Annotated in this window: 14 protein-coding genes and 1 pseudogene; 10 read left to right on the top strand and 5 right to left on the bottom strand. The window is 58.2% G+C overall.

Annotated elements, in window-relative coordinates:
* Positions 1–43 precede the first annotated feature (43 nt).
* From AC5RE1_RS08165 to AC5RE1_RS08180, 4 genes and pseudogenes are all read right to left on the bottom strand, one after another.
* Entirely contained in the window at positions 44–1,927 is a 1,884-nt protein-coding gene (locus AC5RE1_RS08165; RefSeq protein WP_493938617.1) for an AMP-dependent synthetase/ligase, read from the bottom strand.
* A 492-nt stretch (positions 1,928–2,419) separates the two neighbouring features.
* A complete protein-coding gene (gene valS, locus AC5RE1_RS08170) occupies positions 2,420–5,143 on the bottom strand; it encodes a valine--tRNA ligase (protein WP_219585228.1) in 2,724 nt (907 codons plus the stop codon).
* Positions 5,144–5,441: 298 nt separating this feature from the next.
* Positions 5,442–6,251 (bottom strand): pyrroline-5-carboxylate reductase, encoded by an 810-nt coding sequence (proC, locus tag AC5RE1_RS08175; RefSeq protein WP_285068051.1) that lies wholly within the window; start codon positions 6,249–6,251, stop codon positions 5,442–5,444.
* Between the two features lie 156 nt (positions 6,252–6,407).
* Positions 6,408–6,568 (bottom strand): annotated as a pseudogene (locus AC5RE1_RS08180) (helicase HerA-like domain-containing protein); the annotation flags it as partial.
* A gap of 137 nt (positions 6,569–6,705) precedes the next feature.
* Here AC5RE1_RS08180 and AC5RE1_RS08185 point away from each other — a divergent pair.
* The 3 genes from AC5RE1_RS08185 to holA are packed head-to-tail and all read left to right on the top strand — an operon-like array spanning position 6,706 to position 10,034.
* A complete protein-coding gene (locus AC5RE1_RS08185; protein ID WP_219585226.1) occupies positions 6,706–7,452 on the top strand; it encodes a helix-hairpin-helix domain-containing protein in 747 nt (248 codons plus the stop codon).
* Entirely contained in the window at positions 7,449–9,044 is a 1,596-nt protein-coding gene (locus AC5RE1_RS08190; RefSeq protein WP_493938620.1) for a ComEC/Rec2 family competence protein, read from the top strand. The genes AC5RE1_RS08185 and AC5RE1_RS08190 overlap by 4 nt, the downstream gene beginning before the upstream one ends.
* 3 nt (positions 9,045–9,047) lie before the next feature.
* Positions 9,048–10,034 carry a DNA polymerase III subunit delta gene (holA, locus tag AC5RE1_RS08195; protein WP_179369775.1) on the top strand — a complete coding sequence of 329 codons (987 nt, stop codon included), beginning with the start codon at positions 9,048–9,050 and terminating at the stop codon, positions 10,032–10,034.
* 127 nt (positions 10,035–10,161) lie between these two features.
* Here the strand turns inward: holA and rpsT are convergent, their stop codons facing one another.
* Positions 10,162–10,425, bottom strand: coding sequence for a 30S ribosomal protein S20 (rpsT, locus tag AC5RE1_RS08200; RefSeq protein WP_006681291.1), 264 nt, complete (start codon positions 10,423–10,425; stop codon positions 10,162–10,164).
* A 604-nt stretch (positions 10,426–11,029) separates the two neighbouring features.
* Here rpsT and AC5RE1_RS08205 point away from each other — a divergent pair.
* The 7 genes from AC5RE1_RS08205 (at position 11,030) to AC5RE1_RS08235 (ending at position 20,088) form a co-directional block, all read left to right on the top strand.
* Complete coding sequence (locus AC5RE1_RS08205) at positions 11,030–12,052, top strand: tetratricopeptide repeat-containing protein (protein ID WP_219585224.1); 1,023 nt, start codon at positions 11,030–11,032, stop codon at positions 12,050–12,052.
* 118 nt (positions 12,053–12,170) lie between these two features.
* Positions 12,171–14,027, top strand: a complete 1,857-nt coding sequence (gene lepA / locus AC5RE1_RS08210; protein WP_285101485.1) for a translation elongation factor 4 — start codon at positions 12,171–12,173, stop codon at positions 14,025–14,027.
* Positions 14,024–14,878 (top strand): tRNA (guanosine(46)-N7)-methyltransferase TrmB, encoded by an 855-nt coding sequence (gene trmB / locus AC5RE1_RS08215; protein ID WP_006681287.1) that lies wholly within the window; start codon positions 14,024–14,026, stop codon positions 14,876–14,878. The genes lepA and trmB overlap by 4 nt, the downstream gene beginning before the upstream one ends.
* 11 nt (positions 14,879–14,889) lie before the next feature.
* Positions 14,890–16,143, top strand: coding sequence for a radical SAM family heme chaperone HemW (hemW, locus tag AC5RE1_RS08220; RefSeq protein ID WP_103631948.1), 1,254 nt, complete (start codon positions 14,890–14,892; stop codon positions 16,141–16,143).
* Positions 16,144–16,246: 103 nt separating this feature from the next.
* On the top strand, positions 16,247–16,672 hold the full coding sequence (locus AC5RE1_RS08225; protein WP_006681285.1) for a cupin domain-containing protein: 426 nt from the start codon (positions 16,247–16,249) through the stop codon (positions 16,670–16,672).
* Positions 16,673–16,912: 240 nt separating this feature from the next.
* Positions 16,913–18,871 carry an OPT family oligopeptide transporter gene (locus tag AC5RE1_RS08230; protein ID WP_181002089.1) on the top strand — a complete coding sequence of 653 codons (1,959 nt, stop codon included), beginning with the start codon at positions 16,913–16,915 and terminating at the stop codon, positions 18,869–18,871.
* Between the two features lie 278 nt (positions 18,872–19,149).
* Positions 19,150–20,088, top strand: coding sequence for a DUF3097 family protein (locus AC5RE1_RS08235; RefSeq protein WP_103631945.1), 939 nt, complete (start codon positions 19,150–19,152; stop codon positions 20,086–20,088).
* Positions 20,089–20,264 lie beyond the last annotated feature (176 nt).

Below are 20,264 nucleotides of genomic sequence, written 5' to 3' on the forward strand. Positions count from 1 at the left end.
CCGAGAGGGGAGCGAGCCGGCCACGGCTTTGTTCATGAGCAGGTCAGTTCTGCACGGGACCGCCGTAGATCTCGTCGATGACGGAGGCAAGGCGGTGCGTGGCCTTCAGGCGCTTGACCTTGAGCGAGGGTGTGAGCAGGCCGTTTGCCTCCGTGAAGTCGGTCGTGAGGACCTTGATCTTGCGGATCGACTCGGCGCGCGAGACGTGCTTATTCGCCGAGGCCACCGCCTTCTCTAGGGAGGCCAGGACCTCGACGTTCGTGGCTGCCTCCGCCACGCTCATCGGGGGCAGCGAATGGGTGGCGAGCCAATCGGGCAGCATCTCCGCGTCCAGCGTGATAAGCGCGGCGATGAACGGCCTCTGGTCGCCCACGACCAGGACCTGGGAGATGAGCGGGTGGGAGCGCATCGGGTTTTCGAGGACAGCCGGGGCGACGTTCTTGCCACCCGCCGTCACGATGATCTCTTTCGCGCGGCCCGTGATGGACACGTAGCCGTCGCGGTCCAGGGACCCCAGGTCGCCCGTGCGGAACCAGCCGTCTTCGGTGAAGCAGGCGGTCGTTGCTTCGGGGTCGTTGTGGTAGTGCTGGAAGATGCTTGGGCCCTTGAGTAGGATCTCGCCCTCGTCGCTGATCTTGAAGGACATGGGCGGCAGAGCCGGGCCCACGGTGCCGATCTTGGACAGGTGGGGCGTGTTGACAGAGACCGGGCCGACCGTCTCTGTCAGGCCGTAGCCCTCTAGAACGGGGATACCGACGCCACGATAGAAGTGGGCGAGCCAAGTGGCCAGGGGCGCGCCGCCCGAGACGATGTAGTCTGCGTTGCCACCCACCAGGCGGATGATCTGCTGGTAGACGAGCTTATCCGCCAGCGCGTGCTGGGCCTTGAGGGAGGCGCTGGGGCCTTCCTCGGTGTCGAGGGCACGCGAGTAGGCGATCGCGATCTTGGCGGCCCAGCGGAAGATCTTGCGCTTGGGGCCGGAAGCCTTCGTGTCCGCCGAGTTGTAGATCTTTTCTAGGACGCGCGGGACGACGAGGAGATAGCTCGGCTTGAAAGATGCCAGGTCGTTCAGCAGGTTCTTGATGTTAGAGGCGTGGCCAAGCACGCCGTTGCCACTGATCTGGAAGACCTGCAGGAAGCGCGCGAACACGTGGGCCAGCGGTAGGAAGAGGAGCAGGCGCGAGTCCTTGCCGGCGGCAATCTCCGGCATCCACGAGTGGGCGTTCAGGCATAGGTTCGTGAAATTCTCATGGGACAGGACTGCGCCCTTGGGCGTGCCCATCGTGCCCGACGTGTAGACGATGGTTGCGATGTCGTCCTTGGTGAGGGCCTCCGAGCGGGCGAGGACGCGCTCGCGCGGGGTGGCCGAGCCCTCCGCGATGAGGGTCTCGATGGCCTCGGAGTCTAGGGAGAGCACGTGGGTGCTGTCCCGGTTTTCTCGCTCTGCTGCCGCGCGCACGATCTCTGCCATGGACACGGTTTCGGTGATGATGAGGTTGACGTCCGCGTCGACGAGGACGTGGGCGACCTGGTCGATGGAGCTGGTCTCGTAGATGGGCACGGGGACGAGGCCGGCCGCCCAGCACGCGAAGTCGAGGAGCGTCCACTCGTAGCGGGTGTGGCTCATAATCGCGACGCGGTCGCCGGGTTCGAGGCCCCGCGCGATGAGGCCAGCGGCGAGCGCGTGCACCTCATCGTAGAAGTCGCGCGCCGTGATGGAACGCCACGTGTCGCCGATACCGATTTTGCGCAGGATGAGGGGGCGGGTGGCACTGCGCTGCACGCGCTCTTTCAGCAGGTGGGGGATCGTCGTGTGATCGTCGATGCGCACCAGGACGGGGGCGTGCCACTCGAGGGCTTTGGTGGTCGTCTGCGCCTGCGTCGTCGTGTCGTCGTTGGACGAGGCCGGGGTTTCTTCGGCGGTCATGTCTGCTCCCTGGTCGCTGGGCGGTGTGTGCTGCGGGACGGGGCCAGCGGCGCTCCTACTGTTCCCCCCTATCCTACGCGCCCGTAGAACGGGGGAGAGGGAGCGTCGAAGTTCTCTGAACTGTCGCCGAGCCTTGCGGGACAGGATCAGGCGAGAGCATCGCTCGTTCTATTCAATCCCAGTTCAGCGCGAATGATATACGTGCTGTGGTGAGTGAACATCGGCTGGTTCCACGCGATGCGTAGCTCCAGTTCCGGGGAGTTGTGAACACCCCAGTCCGCCACCTCTACCATCCGAGCGCGGTTGTCGGAGTGTGGGATGGCCGCCAGGAACCCATTGAGCCTCTTGAGTGCTATGGCTTCACCCTAGGTCGTCAACGTGCAGATCAGTGCTGTTGAGACCTGTGTCTTTCGGACATTAGCCCCGTCTTTCAATACTGGGTAAAAGGAGGGGCCTCCGTGGTTTCCCACGGAGGCCCCAGCAGCCTAACGCTCAGCCCTTGCGTTTGGCAGGAGCCTCGCCCAGCTTGAAGGACTCGACGACGGCCTCGGTGGCCTCAGCGTCATCGGAGGCGGTCACGGTCAGGGCATCCACGGCCTTTGACGCGGCCTCCAGGTCACCCTTCACGGACTTCAGAGCCTCGACCTGAGCCTGCGGGGCGCGCACCGTCACCGCTAGGAACGGCGTACGCGGCGACACCTTCGCTTCAGACTTCACGCGACGCAGCGCGATCAGAGCAGAGGACGCGGCTTCGAGCACTGAGGGATTGCCCTCGACGCCAGCCAGGTCAGCTACGACCGGCCACGGAGCGGTGTGCACGCTGCCCTCGCGGTACCAGCTCCACACCTCTTCCGTCACGTACGGCAGGTAGGGGGCGAGCAGACGCACGACGTTGTCGATAACGATCGCCAGAGCCGCACGGGCGGATGCGGCCGAGGCCTCGTCCCACGCGCTATCACGGTTGTAGGCGCGCTCCTTGACCAGCTCCAGGTAGTCGTCGCAGAACGTCCAGAAGAACGACTCCGTGACCTCGAGCGCGCGAGAGTGCTCGTAGGACGCCAGAGCAGCCGAGGCCTCGTCGATGACGGAGGCCAGCGTCGCCAGAACCGAACGATCCAGCGGCACCGTCACCTGCGCCGGATCCAGATCGATCGCCGCGCCCTCACCACCCATGGTCAGAGCAAATTTCGAAGCGTTCAGAACCTTGATTGCCAGACGACGACCGATCTTCATCTGCGCTTCGTCGAAGATCGCATCCAAGCCCAGTCGAGCGGACGTTGCCCAGTAGCGAACCGCATCCGAACCGTACTTTTCAAGCAGACCCATCGGGGTGACCACGTTGCCCTTGGACTTCGACATCTTCTTATGATCCGGATCAAGGATCCAGCCCGAGATACCAGCGTGCTTCCACGGAAGTTCTCCGAACTCGAGGTTTGCGCGAACAACGGTCGAGAAGAGCCAGGTACGAATGATGTCCTGACCCTGAGGGCGCAGATCCATCGGGTACGTACGGCTGAACAGATCCTCGTCCTCGAGCCAACCACATGCCAGCTGCGGGGACAGGGACGACGTTGCCCACGTGTCCATGATGTCCAGTTCTCCCACGAAACCGCCGGCAACGCCACGCTGGGCTTCGGTGTATCCAGTCGGAACATCAGACGAAGGATCGACGGGCAGTTCGTCTTCGGCCGGCGTAATGATCTGGTTGTAATCGACCTCGCCGGCCTCGTTCACCTTGTACCACAGCGGGAACGGAACACCGAAGAAACGCTGGCGGGAAACCAACCAGTCATTGTTCAGGCCAGTCACCCAGTTTTCGTAGCGTACACGCATGAAGTCGGGGTGGAATGCCAGCTCGCGACCGCGAGCAACCAGCTCTTCGTTCAGATCCTTACCCGACGCCGGGTTCGTCCACGGCTTGCCACCGTTACGGATGTACCACTGGCGCGAGGTCACGATTTCGAGTGGCTTATCGCCCTTCTCGAAGAAGTTCGTCTGACGCATCGTCTTCGTCGGCTCACCGCGCATCTCGCCGGACTCGGCGAGCATCGCAACCAGGGTCTCGCGTGCGGAGAACGTCGTCTTACCGGCGATCGCCTCGAATGCTGCGATACCTTCAGCGGACGTGATCCACTTGGGCGTTTCAGCGATGATACGGCCGTCCTTACGTAGGATCGCGCGCAGAGGAAGGTCGAGGTCACGCCACCAGTCGATATCCGTGGTGTCACCGAAGGTACAGCACATGGCGATACCAGCGCCCTTATCCATCTCGGCCTGCGGATGAGGAAGAACAGGAACCTCAACACCGAAGACGGGGGAGGCAACGGTCGTTCCGAACAAAGGCTTGTAACGCTCATCATCCGGGTGAGCAACAAGGGCGACACACGCGCCGAGCAGCTCTGGACGAGTTGTCTCGATGCAGACATCCACGCCGTTCTCCACGGGAGCACCGGCAGCGACAGCCTTCGCGGCAGCATCAGCATCTGTGAGGTGGAACGCCAGACGGTGGTAGAAGCCCGGGTACTCACGCGACTCAAGCTCAGCCTGAGCAACAGCGGTCTGGAACGTAATGTCCCAAAGACCGGGAGCCTCGCTCTGGTAGGCCTCGCCGCGAGCCAAGTTGCGGAGGAATGCAGCCTGAGCGACCTTGCGGGCGCGCTTACCGATCGTCTGGTAATGCTGCTTCCAATCCACGGACAGACCAAGGTAGCGCCACAGCGCCTCGAACTGAGCCTCATCTTCAACCGTCAGACGTTCGCAGAGCTCAACGAAATTCTTACGCGAAATCGGCTTCTGATCACGAGCCTTGATCGACTTACCTTCGCCACCCTCATGTGGGGGAACAAAGTCAGGATCGTAGGGGAGCGTCGGATCAACGCGAACACCAAAGTAGTTCTGCACGCGACGCTCAGTCGGCAGACCGTTGTCATCCCAACCCATCGGGTAGAAAACGGACTTACCCATCATGCGCTGGTAACGCGCAATAACGTCAGTGTGGGTGTACGAGAACACGTGTCCAACGTGAAGAGAACCCGAAACCGTGGGTGGCGGAGTGTCAATCGAGTACACCTGCTCGCGCGTTGCCGTACGATCGAAATCGTAGGTACCTGCGTTCTCCCAGCTCTCACCCCACTTGTGTTCCAAACCTTCAGCGCCAACACGGTCAGGAACCGTCGGTGCTACAACAGAAGTCGGGGTCGAAAGACGGCCACCCATATCAATATTCTCCATCCGAGTCGTGGACATGTACCCCACTAGAGTAGTGGGGTTTCAAGGGGAAAACCAAACGTGCGCATCGGGTATTCGCGACCTTTGCCCCTGGCGATCAATCAACGAGGCCCGGGGAGGAACCTCGTCAATGAAACACAATAAAGGCTGGCTACGAAGTCTCCTTCGTAGCCAGTCACGCGAGTGTGAAATCCGCAATCAGAGGACAACAGCATTCATGGGGAGATGGGGTTTTCTTGGTCGGGTTCGCGCAACTGGGAGCGATGACGCGCCGGATAGACAAAGATCAGGAAGACACTTCCTGATCGCGCGCAATAGCAGCGTCGACAGCTGTCACAAGTGCGGGGGACAGACCGGCGTTTTCAGCGGCCAGCAGACCGGCAATCGTGGTGCCATTGGGCGAGCAGACCGAATCAATAAGCTGGGCAGCATTCACACCGCGTTCTTGGCTTGCAAGAAGCAGGTCCGCTGAGCCAGCAACAGCCTGGGCGGCAATCAAGGTGGCAGAAGACTTCGTCAGCCCATGTTTCACGCCGGCTCGGGCAAGCGTCTCAATAATCTGGAAAACCCACGCGGGCGAGCAACTTGCCAACGCCATGAACGCAGGGAATTCTTTCTCGCTGATTCGCACGGTACGCCCGACAGCGCCGAGCAGGCGTTCGGTTGCTCCAAGCTGAGCCTCGGTTGCATCCTGAGAGCAGATTGCGCTCATTGACTGGCCAACCTGTGCGTTGACATTCGGCATCACGCGGATCAAGGGAACCGCTGCGCCGAAATCGTGGAGCATCGAATCAAGGGTGCGACCGGCAGCCAAAGAAACAACGGCCATATCTGGACGCTCGCGAACGATATGAGCGATCTGTTCGATCACTTCAGACTGAATATGAGGTTTCACCCCAAGGACAAGCAGGTCAACCTGATGAGCGAGCGACCCATTGGATGAAGCAACCTGCCCACCAACTTCGCGGGCAAGCGCCGGAGCATGGACACCATTCGCGTCAGTGAAAAGGAAATCAGCTCCGTTCATTCCGGCCGCAACCGCACCACGTGCAATTGCGGCGACCATTGAACCGGCTCCAATAAATCCGATGCGCATGTCGATTCCTCTTTCAGGCTCTGCTTGATGAAGAAGCATCCCGCAGTGGATGAAGCGAGATGCTCGCCACTGCTGTGTTCCTTAAACCCTTAGCTTAGTTGGGATAGGCCGTAGTGTGCGCGCCTGTCTGATTTGGAGTCCTTCTCAAAAGTCAGCGCTTGCCGGTCCCATGACCCAAGCGGTGCCCACATGGACGTCGGCGCAACCGGAGTTGGGCGACCTGATTCATTGAGAACCGTGACACATGCTTGTCCGGTACCACGATGCGTCAGAACCTCGTTCAACGCCAAAGGCGTTTCGGGGAATGTCTGAACTCGACGTTCTACCTTTCATCCTCAAGGGGGACGAGGCCGGGTGGCGTGACTCAAGCCAACCTGTTGATAGCCGGATGAGTTATCCACAGTTTTCTTATTGCGTAGGTGCGCGAGGAGGTGTTGCTTCTTAGTGTGTGCGCATGAATGTCACGAATCGTCTGAATGTCGCTCGTCTGACCGAGGCAGTGTTTGAGCCTGAAGATGAGGATCCGCTCGATGAGCCGCGTCCCGAGTGGAAGGTGCGTCTGCTCCCGTCGGTTCAATCGATGGTGCTACTGGGAGTCGTTGTTCTTCTTGTTGCGGGGATCGGTGTGTGGAAAACAACCACGGCATCGTCGGCGAAACAGATGAATGACAGTGAAGACTACGCCAGCACTGAGTCTGGGCAGTCGATTCGGGTAGCGTCATCCGCCAGCCAACCCACGTCGCTTCCGGCACCTCAACAGAACAGAGAACAGGTCACCGTTTATGTGACGGGAGCGGTCAATTCGCCGTCCCTATTGACCCTAGAAATGGGCAAACGGGTCGCTGACGCACTCGAAGAAGCGGGCGGAGTGGCAGAAGATGCCGATGTTGAACAAGTAAATCTAGCGCGCCCACTGGTGGACGGGGAACATATTGTGATTCCTCGGGTGGGCGAGGTCGCACACACCCCTTCTGATTCCTCGTCACCGACCGCATCAACAACTGGGAGCTCATGTATTGACCTGAATACGGCCGATGTTGGTGCTCTCGAGCAGTTAGATGGCGTTGGTCCGGCACTTGCCCGGCGAATCAAAGAGTTCCGAGACCAATCCGGTCCGTTCCAATCGGTGGATGACGTTGATGCGGTGCCGGGGATAGGACCAGCACTACTAGAGAAGATCCGTTCTCGGGCGTGTCAATGAAACCGCCACCGGCAATGCATGATTGGCGTCTTGCCCCCGTGGCGGTGGCAGTCTGGTGCGGTGCCCTCTTCGGAACGAAAACGGACAGCAACACGGCCATAGCTGCTGTTGCTGGTGCTACAAGCCTGGGGTGCGTGTGGATGCTGGCATCGTTGAATGCGGTTCATCCACGCCAAGGGCGTCACACCCTGATCCCATTTGGTTCCCTGCGAGCCCTGCTAGCACTGGTCTGTTTTGCCACTGTTGTGGCCGTGTGTTTGGGGGCGGTCGCTCACAACAGTGCACGGCGCACCGAGGTCTTTCAAGCGGCTCAAACCGGATCGCTGATCACGATACGTGGCGAGCTAGAAGATGATCCATCTGAAGTCTCAGGGAAGTTCTCGTCAGATTCGCAGATCGTTTCCCTTCGCGTGACAGGCGCGGGCACACAAGGGATGCGACCAACTAGCCCTATTAAAGTGCGACTAACAGGAAGCCACTGGCCCACTCTCTATCGTGGGGACACAGTTGAAACCAGGGGAGTGATCGACACTGAGTTCAGCGCGCATCTTCCTTGGGCAGGAATCATTCACACCTCGAAACTGAAATGTGTTGCTAGGCCACAAGGGTGGCGAGCTACGGTGCGAAGAATTCGCGCCGGCCTCGTCGATCTGGTTGCTGACTTGGAACCTCAAGCGCAAGCTTTGGTTCCGGGAATGGCAATCGGTAATGACTCTGCAATGACGAAAGAACTGAAGGAAGCTTTTCGCCGGACCTCACTATTGCATTTAACTGCAGTCTCCGGCTCGCACTTGGCGATCATCATGGGAGTTGCGGCCCTCGTCCTACGAGGCCGCACACGTTTTCGTCTGTTCGGAATCGTAGTAGTTCTGACCATTGTGGTTGCAATAGTTGGGGCAACGCCTGCAGTAATGCGAGCGGTACTCACCTCGGCGTTGGGGATTGGGGCAGAGGCTAGCGGTAGGGGAAAACAGGGGGTGACGACGTTAAGCGCAGTCACCATCGGATCAATCCTGTTCAACCCATGGGTCGCAAGTAACTTCGGTTTTTCACTCTCCGTAGCGGCGACCTTTGGAATGGTTGTGATCGCTCGGCACATCCTCGATTATCGGCGCAGAAAAATCCGTTCGGACACACTCATCGGCAAAACAATTGGCGTCGCGATTGACTACTTGGCAATCCCAGTCAGTTGCTATGCGATGACTTTCCCCATCCTGCTTCTTGCCACCCCACGCGTCCCGGTATACGGCATACCGGCGAATGTTATGGCCTCGGTAGCGGTTGCGCCGGCGACATTGCTGGCGATCGCGGCAACGTGCCTGCTTGGAGTCTCTCCTTGGCTCGCTCACGCGTGTGCGCAAGGATCAGCGTTCTTCACGCGGTGGATTACGAACGTTGCTTTCTTCTTTGCACACCTTCCAGGGGCTAGCCATCAGCTTTCGTCGCGTGACGTGATCGTCGCTAGCATTGTGAGCGCGACACTGGTGCTCTACTGGAAGCGTGCGCTCGTCATCCCCCTACTACGTCGAGTGCAAACGCATGTGTACATGGAACGTGTCAGACTTATAGGGCGTGCGAAGAAAGAGAGGTAATCAATGGCTAGTCGGGGAAGTAAACCGTCAGCTCCGGTTGCTATTGAACTGGCTCCTATTGTCTTGATTAAGGGCAAAGAAGGGCTGCTGATTGATCGCGCTCTTGATTCTCTGCGCTCGCAGGCGCGTTCTGTAGATCCAAACCTTGAACGCACAGACCTGAACGCTGCCACCTATCAGGCGGGTCAACTGGACATGATTGCCTCGCCATCACTGTTTGGTGAAAGCCGACTGGTGATCATTCGTGACCTTGAAACGATGAGCGACGCTCTTGCCAACGACCTCTTGACCTATATTGCGGCCCCTGCCTTCGATGTGTGGCTTCTTCTGGTTCACCCCGGCGGAAACGCGAAGGGAAAAAAGGTCACCGACGCTATCGCAAAAGCTAAATTCCCCGTTATCTCAGCAGAAATCATTAAATCTGACCGGGACAAGCTTGAGCTGATCCGCTCTGATGTTCGCCGTGCTCACCGTCAGATGGATCGTGATGCGATGCAAGCGATCGTTGACGCGCTTGGCTCCGACCTGCGCGAAATGGCGGCCGCAGTTGCCCAGCTTCTCTCTGACTGCGACGGCACAATCACGCTAGAGGACGTGCATCGTTATCACGCGGGACGCATTGAAGCAAGCAGATTCGAAGTAGCCGATGCAGCCATCGCTGGTGAAACAGCGCGAGCCCTCACCCTTGTACGGCACGCGTTCGCTACGGGTGTTGAACCTCAACAGCTTGTCGCTGCCCTGGCAATCAAGATCCGACAGATGGTGAAAGTATCTGCCTCATCAAGCGGACGCGGAGTCAACGTGGGAATGCAACAGTGGCAGGTGGATATCGTGCGTAGCCAGTTGCGGGGGTGGAACGATCGTTCGCTCGCAGATGCTATCCAAGCGCTTGGACGTGCAGACAGTGAAACAAAAGGCTTGTCCCGAGACCCGCGCTACGCAGTTGAAAAGGCCATTACGACGATCTGTCGGTTGCGTCGAAGGCGTTAAACGCTCAAGTTCGCGGGGCGAACGGGTTACCCAACACGTCCGTCCGTTGCCTGATGAACACGCCGTACACAAACACTTTGGGGTCGCATCTCACGTGGATGCGACCCCAAAGGTGAAGAATGAGCGATCAGCCGAGCGAAGAAACTCGCTTTGCAAGCTTGGACTTGCGGTTAGCGGCCTGGTTCTTGTGGATAACGCCCTTGGAAACGGCTTTATCCAGCTTGCGGGAAGCAGTCTTGAGGGACTCGATTGCGAGCTCTTTGTCTCCTGCTTCAACAGCTTCGCGGGTCTTGCGAACGAGCGTCTTGAGCTCGGACTTCACAGACTGGTTACGAAGACGACGCTTCTCGTTGGTGCGGATCCGCTTGATCTGAGACTTAATATTCGCCACAGTCGGAAAACTCCTTGCTTGAAGTGATTACAGGGTCGGTGAGGGCTGTGTCAGAACCGGGACTGGGACGTGGGGACATCCGCAAACGGCTCGGACCAGACCCCCTGCCCGACCAGGCCGGGAGTCCGACTAACAACGTTACCAGCGCGATACGTCGAACGCTATTTTCTTAGCGGAAAGTGGGCGTGAATGCGCTCACTAAACGCGCTTATGGGTGCTTCTTGAGCGCTTGAAGCATCATTTCCCACGTGTCGCGAGGCACAGTGGCGCCCTCACGCCTGATAGCGCGGGGGCTCACGACAAGAGCTCGGTCCAAGCGAACCTCGGATGGGCGACCTGATGTGTCCCATGCGCCCGATCCGATATCCAGCCAGTACCTGCCGTTAGGTGCTTCCTGTGCCGCGTGAGGTCCTTCCTTACTGTTTTCTGCGGTCAAGTGTGACACGAGGATTCCGACTTCTGCGTGATGGCGGGCGCGAAGTTATCCACACAGTGCACACCCCCTGAGTTATCCACAATGTGTCACCGGGAAGATGGCGCACTTGTCGTCGAAGGTAGACAGTGGGTGCACCAGTGACCAATGCGTACAAGGAGGAACGCGATCATGGCACTTCAGTGCACGTCTGCCACCCCTATCGACGAGGCAGGGAATCCCGCCGATTCGCATGCGCCTGACTGGGGTGGGACCGGCATGGGTTTTCCGCACATGCGTGTGCGCGAGCGTATGGAAGAGGCTCTCCAATCAGACTCGGGCGAGGTAATCGCAAAGATTGAGGAGCTGGTCAAGGATGAATCAGTTGATGTGCGCGAGCGGTTGACGATTGCTCGCGCACTTGTTGATTGGTATGCGCTCAACGACCAAGCAACCGACTGTCTTCGCGTGGCACGTATCGCCACCGAGATCGGAATGGACAACCTGGGACCGTTGGATGAGGATGTGTTGGTTGCCCGTAATTCTGAGCTTTACTGGCAGGTGACGCTGGGAAACTATCAAAATATCGATAAGAACTACCGGATTCTGATTCGCGATGTTGAGCATGTCATGGGGAACCACAGCGAACTTGCGTGGGCGGTGCGAACAAATTCCGCGATGCCCGCTAAAGCTAGGGGTGACTTTACAAAGGCCGTTTCAATTTATCGGCGCGTTGTGCGCGATATGGGGACGCGCTTGGCCGAAGACGACTCGCTGGCGATGGCCGCGCAAGACAACTTGGCTGAAGCCTTGGTGCTGGCTGATAAGTACGACTCTGCACTAAAAATCTATAGAAGTCTGCATGGGATCTCAAAGAAGAAGTGGGGGCTTGAAGACGGAAGAACTCTTCGCCTGCGCGGGGAAATTGCTCGAACAAAATTCTTGCTTGGACGCAGAAAACAGGCGATGAAAGAGTGGAAACAGACGTTCACCGACTGCGTAGAGGTTCTTGGAGCACATAATCCGCTGACACTTGAGATTCATTGTGTTCTTCTTGCTGCGTCGATTGATATGGATGATTCGCAGGCGGTTATCGACCTCTCAGAGATGCTTGTCAATGATCCCCCCGAAGAATTGGAAGAAGAAGAGATCGAAACCTTCCGCCAGATTAGTGAAAGCTATCGTCAGATCGTTGTCATGGAAGGTGAAGAGTAGGGATGCGACACAGTTCTTTTACACGGAAGAACGTGATGTGCGCGAGGTCGCGCGCTCATAGTTGGCACTTGGGGGCGCGTTAATGGGACGATAAAGGGGAATATCTATTGGAGGTACCGTGCCAATCCCTACGCCCGCACAAGTGGAAACGATTCGTCCTGCTCACACCGAGCAGTCACGCCTGCGAAACTTCTGCATCATCGCGCACATTGACCACGGTAAATCCACGCTTGCTGACCGCATGTTGCAGTTGACCGGCATTGTTGAGCAGCGTGATATGCGCGCTCAGTACCTCGATCGTATGGATATTGAGCGTGAGCGTGGCATCACCATTAAGTCTCAGGCTGTTCGTATGCCGTGGACACGAGATGGCCAGGCGTACGCGCTCAATATGATCGATACGCCCGGTCATGTTGACTTCACCTACGAGGTCTCTCGATCGCTTGCAGCGTGTGAAGGCGCGGTTCTTCTGATTGATGCTGCGCAGGGTATTGAAGCACAGACTCTGGCGAATCTTTACCTCGCTTTGGAAAACGATCTTGCGATCATTCCCGTTTTGAACAAGATCGATCTGCCCGGTGCTCAGCCTGAAAAGTATGCTGCTGAGGTTGCTCAGCTGATTGGTTGCGATGAATCCGAGGTCCTGAAAGTGTCGGGTAAGACCGGTGAAGGCGTTGCCGAGTTGCTGGATCGTATCGTCGAAGTCGTTCCCGCTCCGAATGGCGATCCAGACGGTGCAACCCGAGCCATGATTTTCGACTCCGTCTACGACACCTACCGCGGTGTGGTGACCTATGTTCGTGTCGTTGATGGTGCCCTGTCCACGCGCCAGCGCGTCAAGATGATGTCGACCGGCGCGACCCACGAACTGCTTGAAATCGGTGTGATTTCGCCAGAACCGATGCCCAGCGAAGGTATTGCCGCCGGCGAAGTAGGCTACCTCATCACGGGCGTGAAAGACGTGCGTCAGTCGCGCGTCGGTGACACGGTGACATTGAACGTTCGAGGCGCTGAGGAACCGCTGTCCGGATACAAGGATCCACGTCCGATGGTCTTCTCCGGTATCTACCCGGTTGACGGTTCGGACTTCCCTGATCTGCGAGATGCCCTTGAACGTCTTCAACTCAATGACGCAGCGCTCACCTTCGAACCTGAATCGTCGGCAGCCCTCGGCTTTGGGTTCCGTTGTGGCTTCTTGGGACTGTTGCACCTCGAAATCATCCGGGAGCGATTGGAACGCGAATTCGGACTCGACTTGATCGCAACAGCGCCGAACGTTGTCTACACGGTCGTTGCAGAAGACGGGAGCGAGATCATCGTTGAAAACCCGGCGATGTTCCCCGAAGGGAAGATCTCTGAGGTTCGCGAGCCTCTTGTCGAAGCAACAATCCTGACGCCGACTGATTTCACCGGCACGATCATGGAACTCTGCCAGGATCGTCGCGGAACCATGAAGGGCATGGAGTACCTGTCCGAAGACCGCGTCGAGCTCCACTACACCTTGCCTCTGGCAGAAATCGTGTTCGACTTCTTCGATCAGTTGAAGTCGCGCACTCGCGGATACGCCTCGCTCGATTACCAGGAGAAGGGCGAGCAGAGTGCCGATCTGGTGAAGGTCGATATTTTGCTCAACGGTGACCGCGTTGACGCGTTCAGCGCGATTGTTCACCGCGATGCCGCATATGCGTACGGTCAGCGGATGACGAAGCGTCTGAAGGAGCTGATCCCCCGCCAGCAGTTCGAAATCCCTGTTCAAGCGGCAGTAGGTGCACGCGTTATCGCTCGCGAAACGATCAAGGCACTGCGTAAGGACATGCTGGCTAAATGCTACGGCGGTGACATTACGCGTAAGCGCAAGCTGCTCGAAAAGCAGAAGGAAGGCAAGAAGCGCATGAAGTCCATCGGTCGCGTGGACGTGCCACAGGAAGCCTTCATCGCAGCTCTGACATCGGATGTTCCGACCGGAAAGAAGTGATTGTGGCGGATCGCCCCAGCTATCGCCCAGGAGAGGCTCCCGAAGGGGAAGTCTTCTTCGCGCGGACCAAGTCGTTTACACGTCGTAGTCGTGAGCTCCCGCTGAATCTCCAGCGAACCTGGGATGCTCACGCGTCGAAGTATGTGATCGAACCTGAGCGGGGGATCGGCCATACGACTGTCGCCGATACTTTTCGCTTGGATCCGGTTCAACTTTTCGCTCGCAAGGCCCCTCTGACCGTTGAAATCGGATCGGGCACGGGTGAACAGATCGTTGAAGCGGCTCGCACACACCCCGAACGTGATTACTTGGCGTTTGAAGTGTGGGTGCCCGGTATTGCGAAGCTGATCTCCAAAGCCGTTGAAGCTGGAGCAACGAATATTCGTGTGATCGAAGCCGATGCTCAGCAGGCGTTCCCGATTGTTTTCGCTGACTCAGTCGCAGACGAGGTGTGGACATTCTTCCCCGATCCGTGGAGGAAGTCGCGTCACCATAAGCGTCGTCTTGTGTCCCCCAAGTTTGCGCTCGAGGTTGCCCGAATCCTCGCTGACGGCGGTATCTGGCGACTTGCAACCGATTGGGACGACTACGCCTGGCAGATGCGCGACGTAGTAGAGGGATGCCCGTTGCTGGCTAATCCCTACGAAGGCGAGCGCCCCGACGAAGCCGATGAACAACCGACTCGCGGTGGTTTTGCCCCTCGCTTTGCAGGTCGCATTGTCACGCACTTCGAAACCCGAGGCCTTAACGAAGGTCGCGTTGCCCACGACGTTGTCGGAGTTCGTTTGCCTCGTGAAACCACGAATGCGCGTACGACCCAGGGTGAAAATACTTCCGATCAGGCGGAATAAGGAGCTGGCTGTTGCCTCCGGTCCAACCCGATGGAATTGAATGGCCAAAAGATGGCCATCTTGAGCCAGCATTAGCTGAAGTCGACCAAGGGCGTCCGCTTTCGCTCTACGTGCATGTGCCATTCTGCACGGTTCGATGCGGATACTGCGACTTCAACACGTACACAACAGGGTTCGGCGTGGGGGCAGAGCCCGGCTCATACGCGCGCTCAATTGAAGCCGAAGCACAATTCGGTATGCGCGGCCTCGTGAATGCCGGATTTGAACCGCGACCAGCCGAAACTGTCTTCATCGGTGGTGGAACGCCCACTCTTCTTGACACCGACGAACTGGCACGCATCCTCGATAGCCTGCGAAATCATTTTGGGATCGCACACCAAGCCGAGCTCACGATTGAAGCGAATCCCGATTCAATCGACGCCAAGGGGCTGCTCAAGCTAAAAGAGGCGGGTGTCACTCGGGTTTCTTTCGGAATGCAGTCAGCAGTACCTCAGGTGCTTGCAACGTTGGACCGCACGCACAATCCCCAGAAAGTCCCCTCTGTCGTCCAAGCCGCGCGCGATGCTGGCTTGGACGTGTCCGTCGACCTGATCTATGGGGCGCCGGGGGAGAGCATCGATGATTGGCATCGGTCGTTGGATGCTGCGGTCGCCCTGGAAACGGATCACATTAGTGCGTATGCGCTGGTTATCGAAGAGGGCACAAAAATGGGTGCGCAGGTCGCTCGCGGTGAGTTGCCCATGCCGGACCCGGACGACGAAGCAACCAAGTATGAACTCGCTGACCAGGTCCTTACTGATGCGGGCTTCAAATGGTACGAAATCTCGAATTTTGCGCGCCCGGACGTAAACGAAGCTGGCGTGGAACCGACCGAACTGCGCCACGCAAGTCGACATAACCTGGCCTATTGGCGTGACTGGGACTGGTGGGGGCTAGGGCCCGGCGCGCACTCGCACGTGGGACGTTACCGCTGGTGGAACGTCAAACACCCGACCGCCTACGCGGGGCGCGTGCAAGCGGGAGTTTCTCCGGCGCTCGCGGGCGAAATACTTGAATCCGATGCTCGAGCACTGGAGAAAATCATGCTCGCCGTGCGCACCTCCGAAGGCATACGCACGTCGGATGTCATCAATATCCACGCGTTGCCAGGCTTGATCGCAGACCAGCTGATCGACGGAGTACATGCGCTGAAAGGGCGGGTCGTTCTGACCCTGAAAGGGCGACTTCTTGCCGATTATGTGACCCGCGAACTCATGGGATTCTAACCTTCATCTCTCGTTGCCACTGCACCCCTACAGGGGTGCCTCTATTCTTGAAAGGGAGCGCGGTCATTACTGGCCGCAGATGATCCGTCAATAGGAGGGCGCAATGAGCCAAGACATGGGACCCAACCCGTACGTCGTCAACATCGAAGATGCGACGATGGAAAACACCAACTACCGCACCACCCTGTGGACTGGTAAGAACCTGCAGCTCACCGTCATGTGCATCCAGCCCGGACACGACATCGGCCTGGAAATTCACGAAGACCACGACCAGTTCCTCCGCATCGAAGGCGGGCGAGGCCTGGTGCAGATGGGGCCGACCAAGGATAATCTGTCCTTCGAGGCCGAAGCCTCAGACGATGATGCCATTTTCGTTCCGGCTGGCTCTTGGCACAACGTCACCGCAATCGGTGATGAGCCCCTTCGCGTCTACTCGATCTACGCTCCGCCGGAGCACGCACATGGCACCATCCACGTGACCTACGAAGAAGCCATGGAAGCCGAAGCCTTGGAGCATGGCGAACACTGAGTTTCATAGAAGGCACTGAGTCTTTCAAGGGGCGGGTGATACCGGAGCGATCCGGTATCACCCGCTTTTTGTTTCCATTCAAATCCAGCCTGTAGTCCCATCGCGTTGCCTCGTCGGCGAAACGAGAGGCTGAGCATGTACGTGAACTGCAACAATGACAAACTTTTGCCGAATTTGCTGAGAAATAGTGCGGTGGTAAACTCCCATCGGCACAGTCTATTAAGTAGAGAGTCCGGTTATATGTCCCAGACAACACAATCGACGGGGACGTCGGTGAAGGAACTGACCCTGCGAGGCGTCATTATCGGTGGCATCATCACCATCATCTTCACCGCAGCGAACGTGTACCTCGGCCTGAAGGCGGGCCTGACCTTCGCAACCTCCATCCCCGCGGCCGTCATTTCGATGGCAATTCTGCGTTACTTCAAAGACCATACGGTCCAAGAAAACAACATCGTTCAAACGATCGCGTCCGCGGCAGGCACACTGTCCGCGATCATCTTCGTTCTCCCTGGCCTCGTCATGGTCGGTTGGTGGCAGGGTTTCCCATACTGGCAGTCGGTCTTCGTCATCGCTCTCGGTGGCATTCTCGGCGTGATGTATTCGATCCCGCTACGTCGCGCACTGGTCACGCACTCTGATCTCCCGTACCCCGAAGGCGTTGCAGCTGCCGAGGTCCTGAAGGTTGGCGACACCAACGAAGGTGCCGAAGAATCCAAGCGTGGTTTGCTCGCCATTATCTGGGGCGGTCTGTCATCAGCTGGTTTTGCCATCCTCGGTTCGATGAAGGTTCTCGGGACCGAAATCGGCACCGCTTTCAAGTTCGGAGCGGGTGGCACCATGGCTTCGGCTTCGTTCTCGCTGGCCCTGATCGGTGTTGGCCACCTGGTTGGCATTGGTGTGGGTATCGCAATGATCGTCGGCCTGGCGATTTCGTACATCGTCTTGCTACCGTGGCGGACCTGGGGAATTGTTGATCCCTCGGCTCTGGCTGACACGGTTGGTACCGTCTTCCGTTCTGAAGTCCGGTTGATCGGCGCCGGCGCGATTGCTGTTGCAGCAGTGTGGACGCTGATCAAGCTGATCGGCCCCATCGTCATCGGTATTAAGGATTCGCTTGCATCGACCGCGAAGCGCGAGTCGGGTGAAACTGTCCCGCTGACCGAGCAGGACCTGTCCGGCAAGATCGTTATCGGCGTGACCCTTGCGGTGATGCTCCCGATCGGTGTTTTGCTCTGGCTGTTCTTAAAAGACACCGCCATTGCACACAACTCGTTGGGCCTGATCATCATTTCGATCCTGTTTATCCTGATCACGGGGCTTGCTGTTGCATCCGTCTGCGGTTACATGGCGGGTCTGATTGGTGCCTCCAACTCGCCGATTTCCGGTGTCGGCATCATCGTCGCTATCGCAGCTGCCCTGGTTGTGAAGGCTATTCACGGCACCGCATCCGGTGATGAACTGTCCGCCCTGGTTGCCTACACGTTGTTCACTGCAGCCGTTGTTTTCGGTATCTCCACGATTTCGAACGACAACTTGCAGGATCTGAAGACCGGTCAGCTGGTGGGTGCAACCCCGTGGAAACAGCAGGTTGCTCTGGTCATCGGCGTTCTCTTCGGCGCGATCATCATTCCGCCGGTTCTGAACCTGATGGGAAACGCTTTCGGTTTCCAGGGAGCTCCGGGCGCTGGCGAAAACGCTCTTGCAGCTCCGCAGGCCTCTCTGATCTCTGATTTGATCAAGGGCGTCTTCGGCGGAGACTTGAACTGGAATCTGTTGGGCATCGGCGCACTGATCGGCATCGTCATCATCATCATTGACGAGGTCCTGAAGAAGACCACTAAGAAGATGTCGCTCCCCGGTCTGGCTGTCGGCATGGGCATGTACCTGCCGGTCTCGATCACCCTGACTATCCCGATCGGTGCGCTACTCGGCATGATCCACGACAAGTGGGCCGTTAAGCAGAAGGATCCCGAGAAGGCAAGGCGCATGGGTACCCTGGTTGCCACCGGTTTGATCGTCGGTGAGTCCCTCTGGGGCGTCGTTTACGCCGGTATCGTCGGCTTCTCCGGTAAGGACGCACCACTTGCGTTCATGCCTGACTCGTTCGCGGGAGTTGCTCAGTGGCTCGGCTTGGTCGTTTTCGCTGGTGTGATCGGCTTCTTGTACTCCAAGACCCGCAAGGACACGCTGAACTGATCAACGCGAACTCACGCGTTCTGGTGCGATTGTGCACTGAGGTGCCCGGTGCCCCATTAGGGGTGCCGGGCACCTGCGTTTCGGGCGGGGCGCTGTGGTGGGGTGTGTCGTGTAAGGCGCCGTTTTCTTGGCGGGGAGCCCGATTCTGTCGCCTCGTATAACCGAACTGGTAGGGGCGATCAGCGGAGGGGGGACAGTCGCGTACGTGTCCGTCTGGTCATCAACGGCGGCGTTTCGGGCAGGCACTGCCTCGCAATCTTGCTTAGTGTGGTCGAGTGATGTCCCAAGAAAACCGCTTCGACCCATATTCGACTTCGTTCGACCCGTATGGCACGGATATTTTGAGCTCCGACCCGCACCGTGAGGGGCCACATGCGCTTCGCCCGCGTTCGCAGGAAATCCCGGTTGAACTGGGCATGGTGTTAGAGGACGTGGCAACAGGCTGGGTGGGTGCTGTTATTCGCGTTGAAAAATCGGGTGGCATGCACGTCGTTGAATTAGAAGATCGGCGAGGCTCTGTCCGTTCCTTCCCGCTCGGTGGCGGTTTCTGGCTGGAGGGCCGTCCCGTTATGCTTGCGCCACCTCGTCGACAAGAATCTGATGTGCCCACACTCAAGCCTCAGCTGACTACCCATGGTGGGCGTGCGGTGACGAACTCGGGTTCGATTGCTGGGCCGAAGGGGGGCCCGAAGATAGCGAAGCAGTCGCGGATCTGGGTTGAGGGTCGCCACGATGCGGAGCTCGTCCAACACGTGTGGGGCGATGATCTGGCAGAAGCGGGAGTAGTCGTCCAGTTGCTTGAGGGCGTGGATCATCTTGAAGAGATCCTGGAAGTCTTCGGACCGTCTGATGAAGTTCGCGCCGGTATTCTGGTCGATCACCTTGTGGAGGGGTCGAAAGAGTCGCGGATTGCCCAGCGTGTTCAGTCGCGTTGGTCTAGCGGTGTGCTGGTTGTTGGTCACCCGTTTGTGGATATTTGGCAGGCTGTGAAACCTGCTCGCCTGGGGCTGACTCGCTGGCCGGATATTCCGAGAGGTACGGATATTAAGCATGGCACTCTCGATGCGCTGGGCTGGTCGCATGCAAATCAAGCGGATATTGCGATGGGGTGGAAGCGAATTCTCGCCCAGGTCCGCAATTATAAGGACGTTGAGCCGGCTCTGTTGGGGCGCGTTGAAGAGCTGATTGATTTTGTCACTGAACCCGGTACTCGTTAGCGTCTGCGCAGTTGGGGGATATTTCCACCGCCGTTCATTGTTTCGTAGTGACGAGGCCGGGACCGTCAGCAAAGACTTTGCGTGAGTAGTGCCCGTTGTGAAGAGGTAGTGCCAACGTTGTGCTCGTTACTTCGGCTGGGTGCTTTGATGGGCAGGGAGTAGAATTGGCACTCAGA

Source organism: Actinotignum sp. usb-actsch-rep-73 (genome assembly GCF_059082735.1).

Bases quoted from the DNA above. Each gene is read 5' to 3' on its own strand.
- AC5RE1_RS08165 (WP_493938617.1), bottom strand. From the start codon at position 1,927: ATGACCGCCGAAGAAACCCCGGCCTCGTCCAACGACGACACGACGACG.
- valS (WP_219585228.1), bottom strand. From the start codon at position 5,143: ATGGGTGGCCGTCTTTCGACCCCGACTTCTGTTGTAGCACCGACGGTT.
- proC (WP_285068051.1), bottom strand. From the start codon at position 6,251: ATGCGCATCGGATTTATTGGAGCCGGTTCAATGGTCGCCGCAATTGCA.
- AC5RE1_RS08185 (WP_219585226.1), top strand. From the start codon at position 6,706: ATGAATGTCACGAATCGTCTGAATGTCGCTCGTCTGACCGAGGCAGTG.
- AC5RE1_RS08190 (WP_493938620.1), top strand. From the start codon at position 7,449: ATGAAACCGCCACCGGCAATGCATGATTGGCGTCTTGCCCCCGTGGCG.
- holA (WP_179369775.1), top strand. From the start codon at position 9,048: ATGGCTAGTCGGGGAAGTAAACCGTCAGCTCCGGTTGCTATTGAACTG.
- AC5RE1_RS08205 (WP_219585224.1), top strand. From the start codon at position 11,030: ATGGCACTTCAGTGCACGTCTGCCACCCCTATCGACGAGGCAGGGAAT.
- AC5RE1_RS08225 (WP_006681285.1), top strand. From the start codon at position 16,247: ATGAGCCAAGACATGGGACCCAACCCGTACGTCGTCAACATCGAAGAT.
- AC5RE1_RS08230 (WP_181002089.1), top strand. From the start codon at position 16,913: ATGTCCCAGACAACACAATCGACGGGGACGTCGGTGAAGGAACTGACC.
- AC5RE1_RS08235 (WP_103631945.1), top strand. From the start codon at position 19,150: ATGTCCCAAGAAAACCGCTTCGACCCATATTCGACTTCGTTCGACCCG.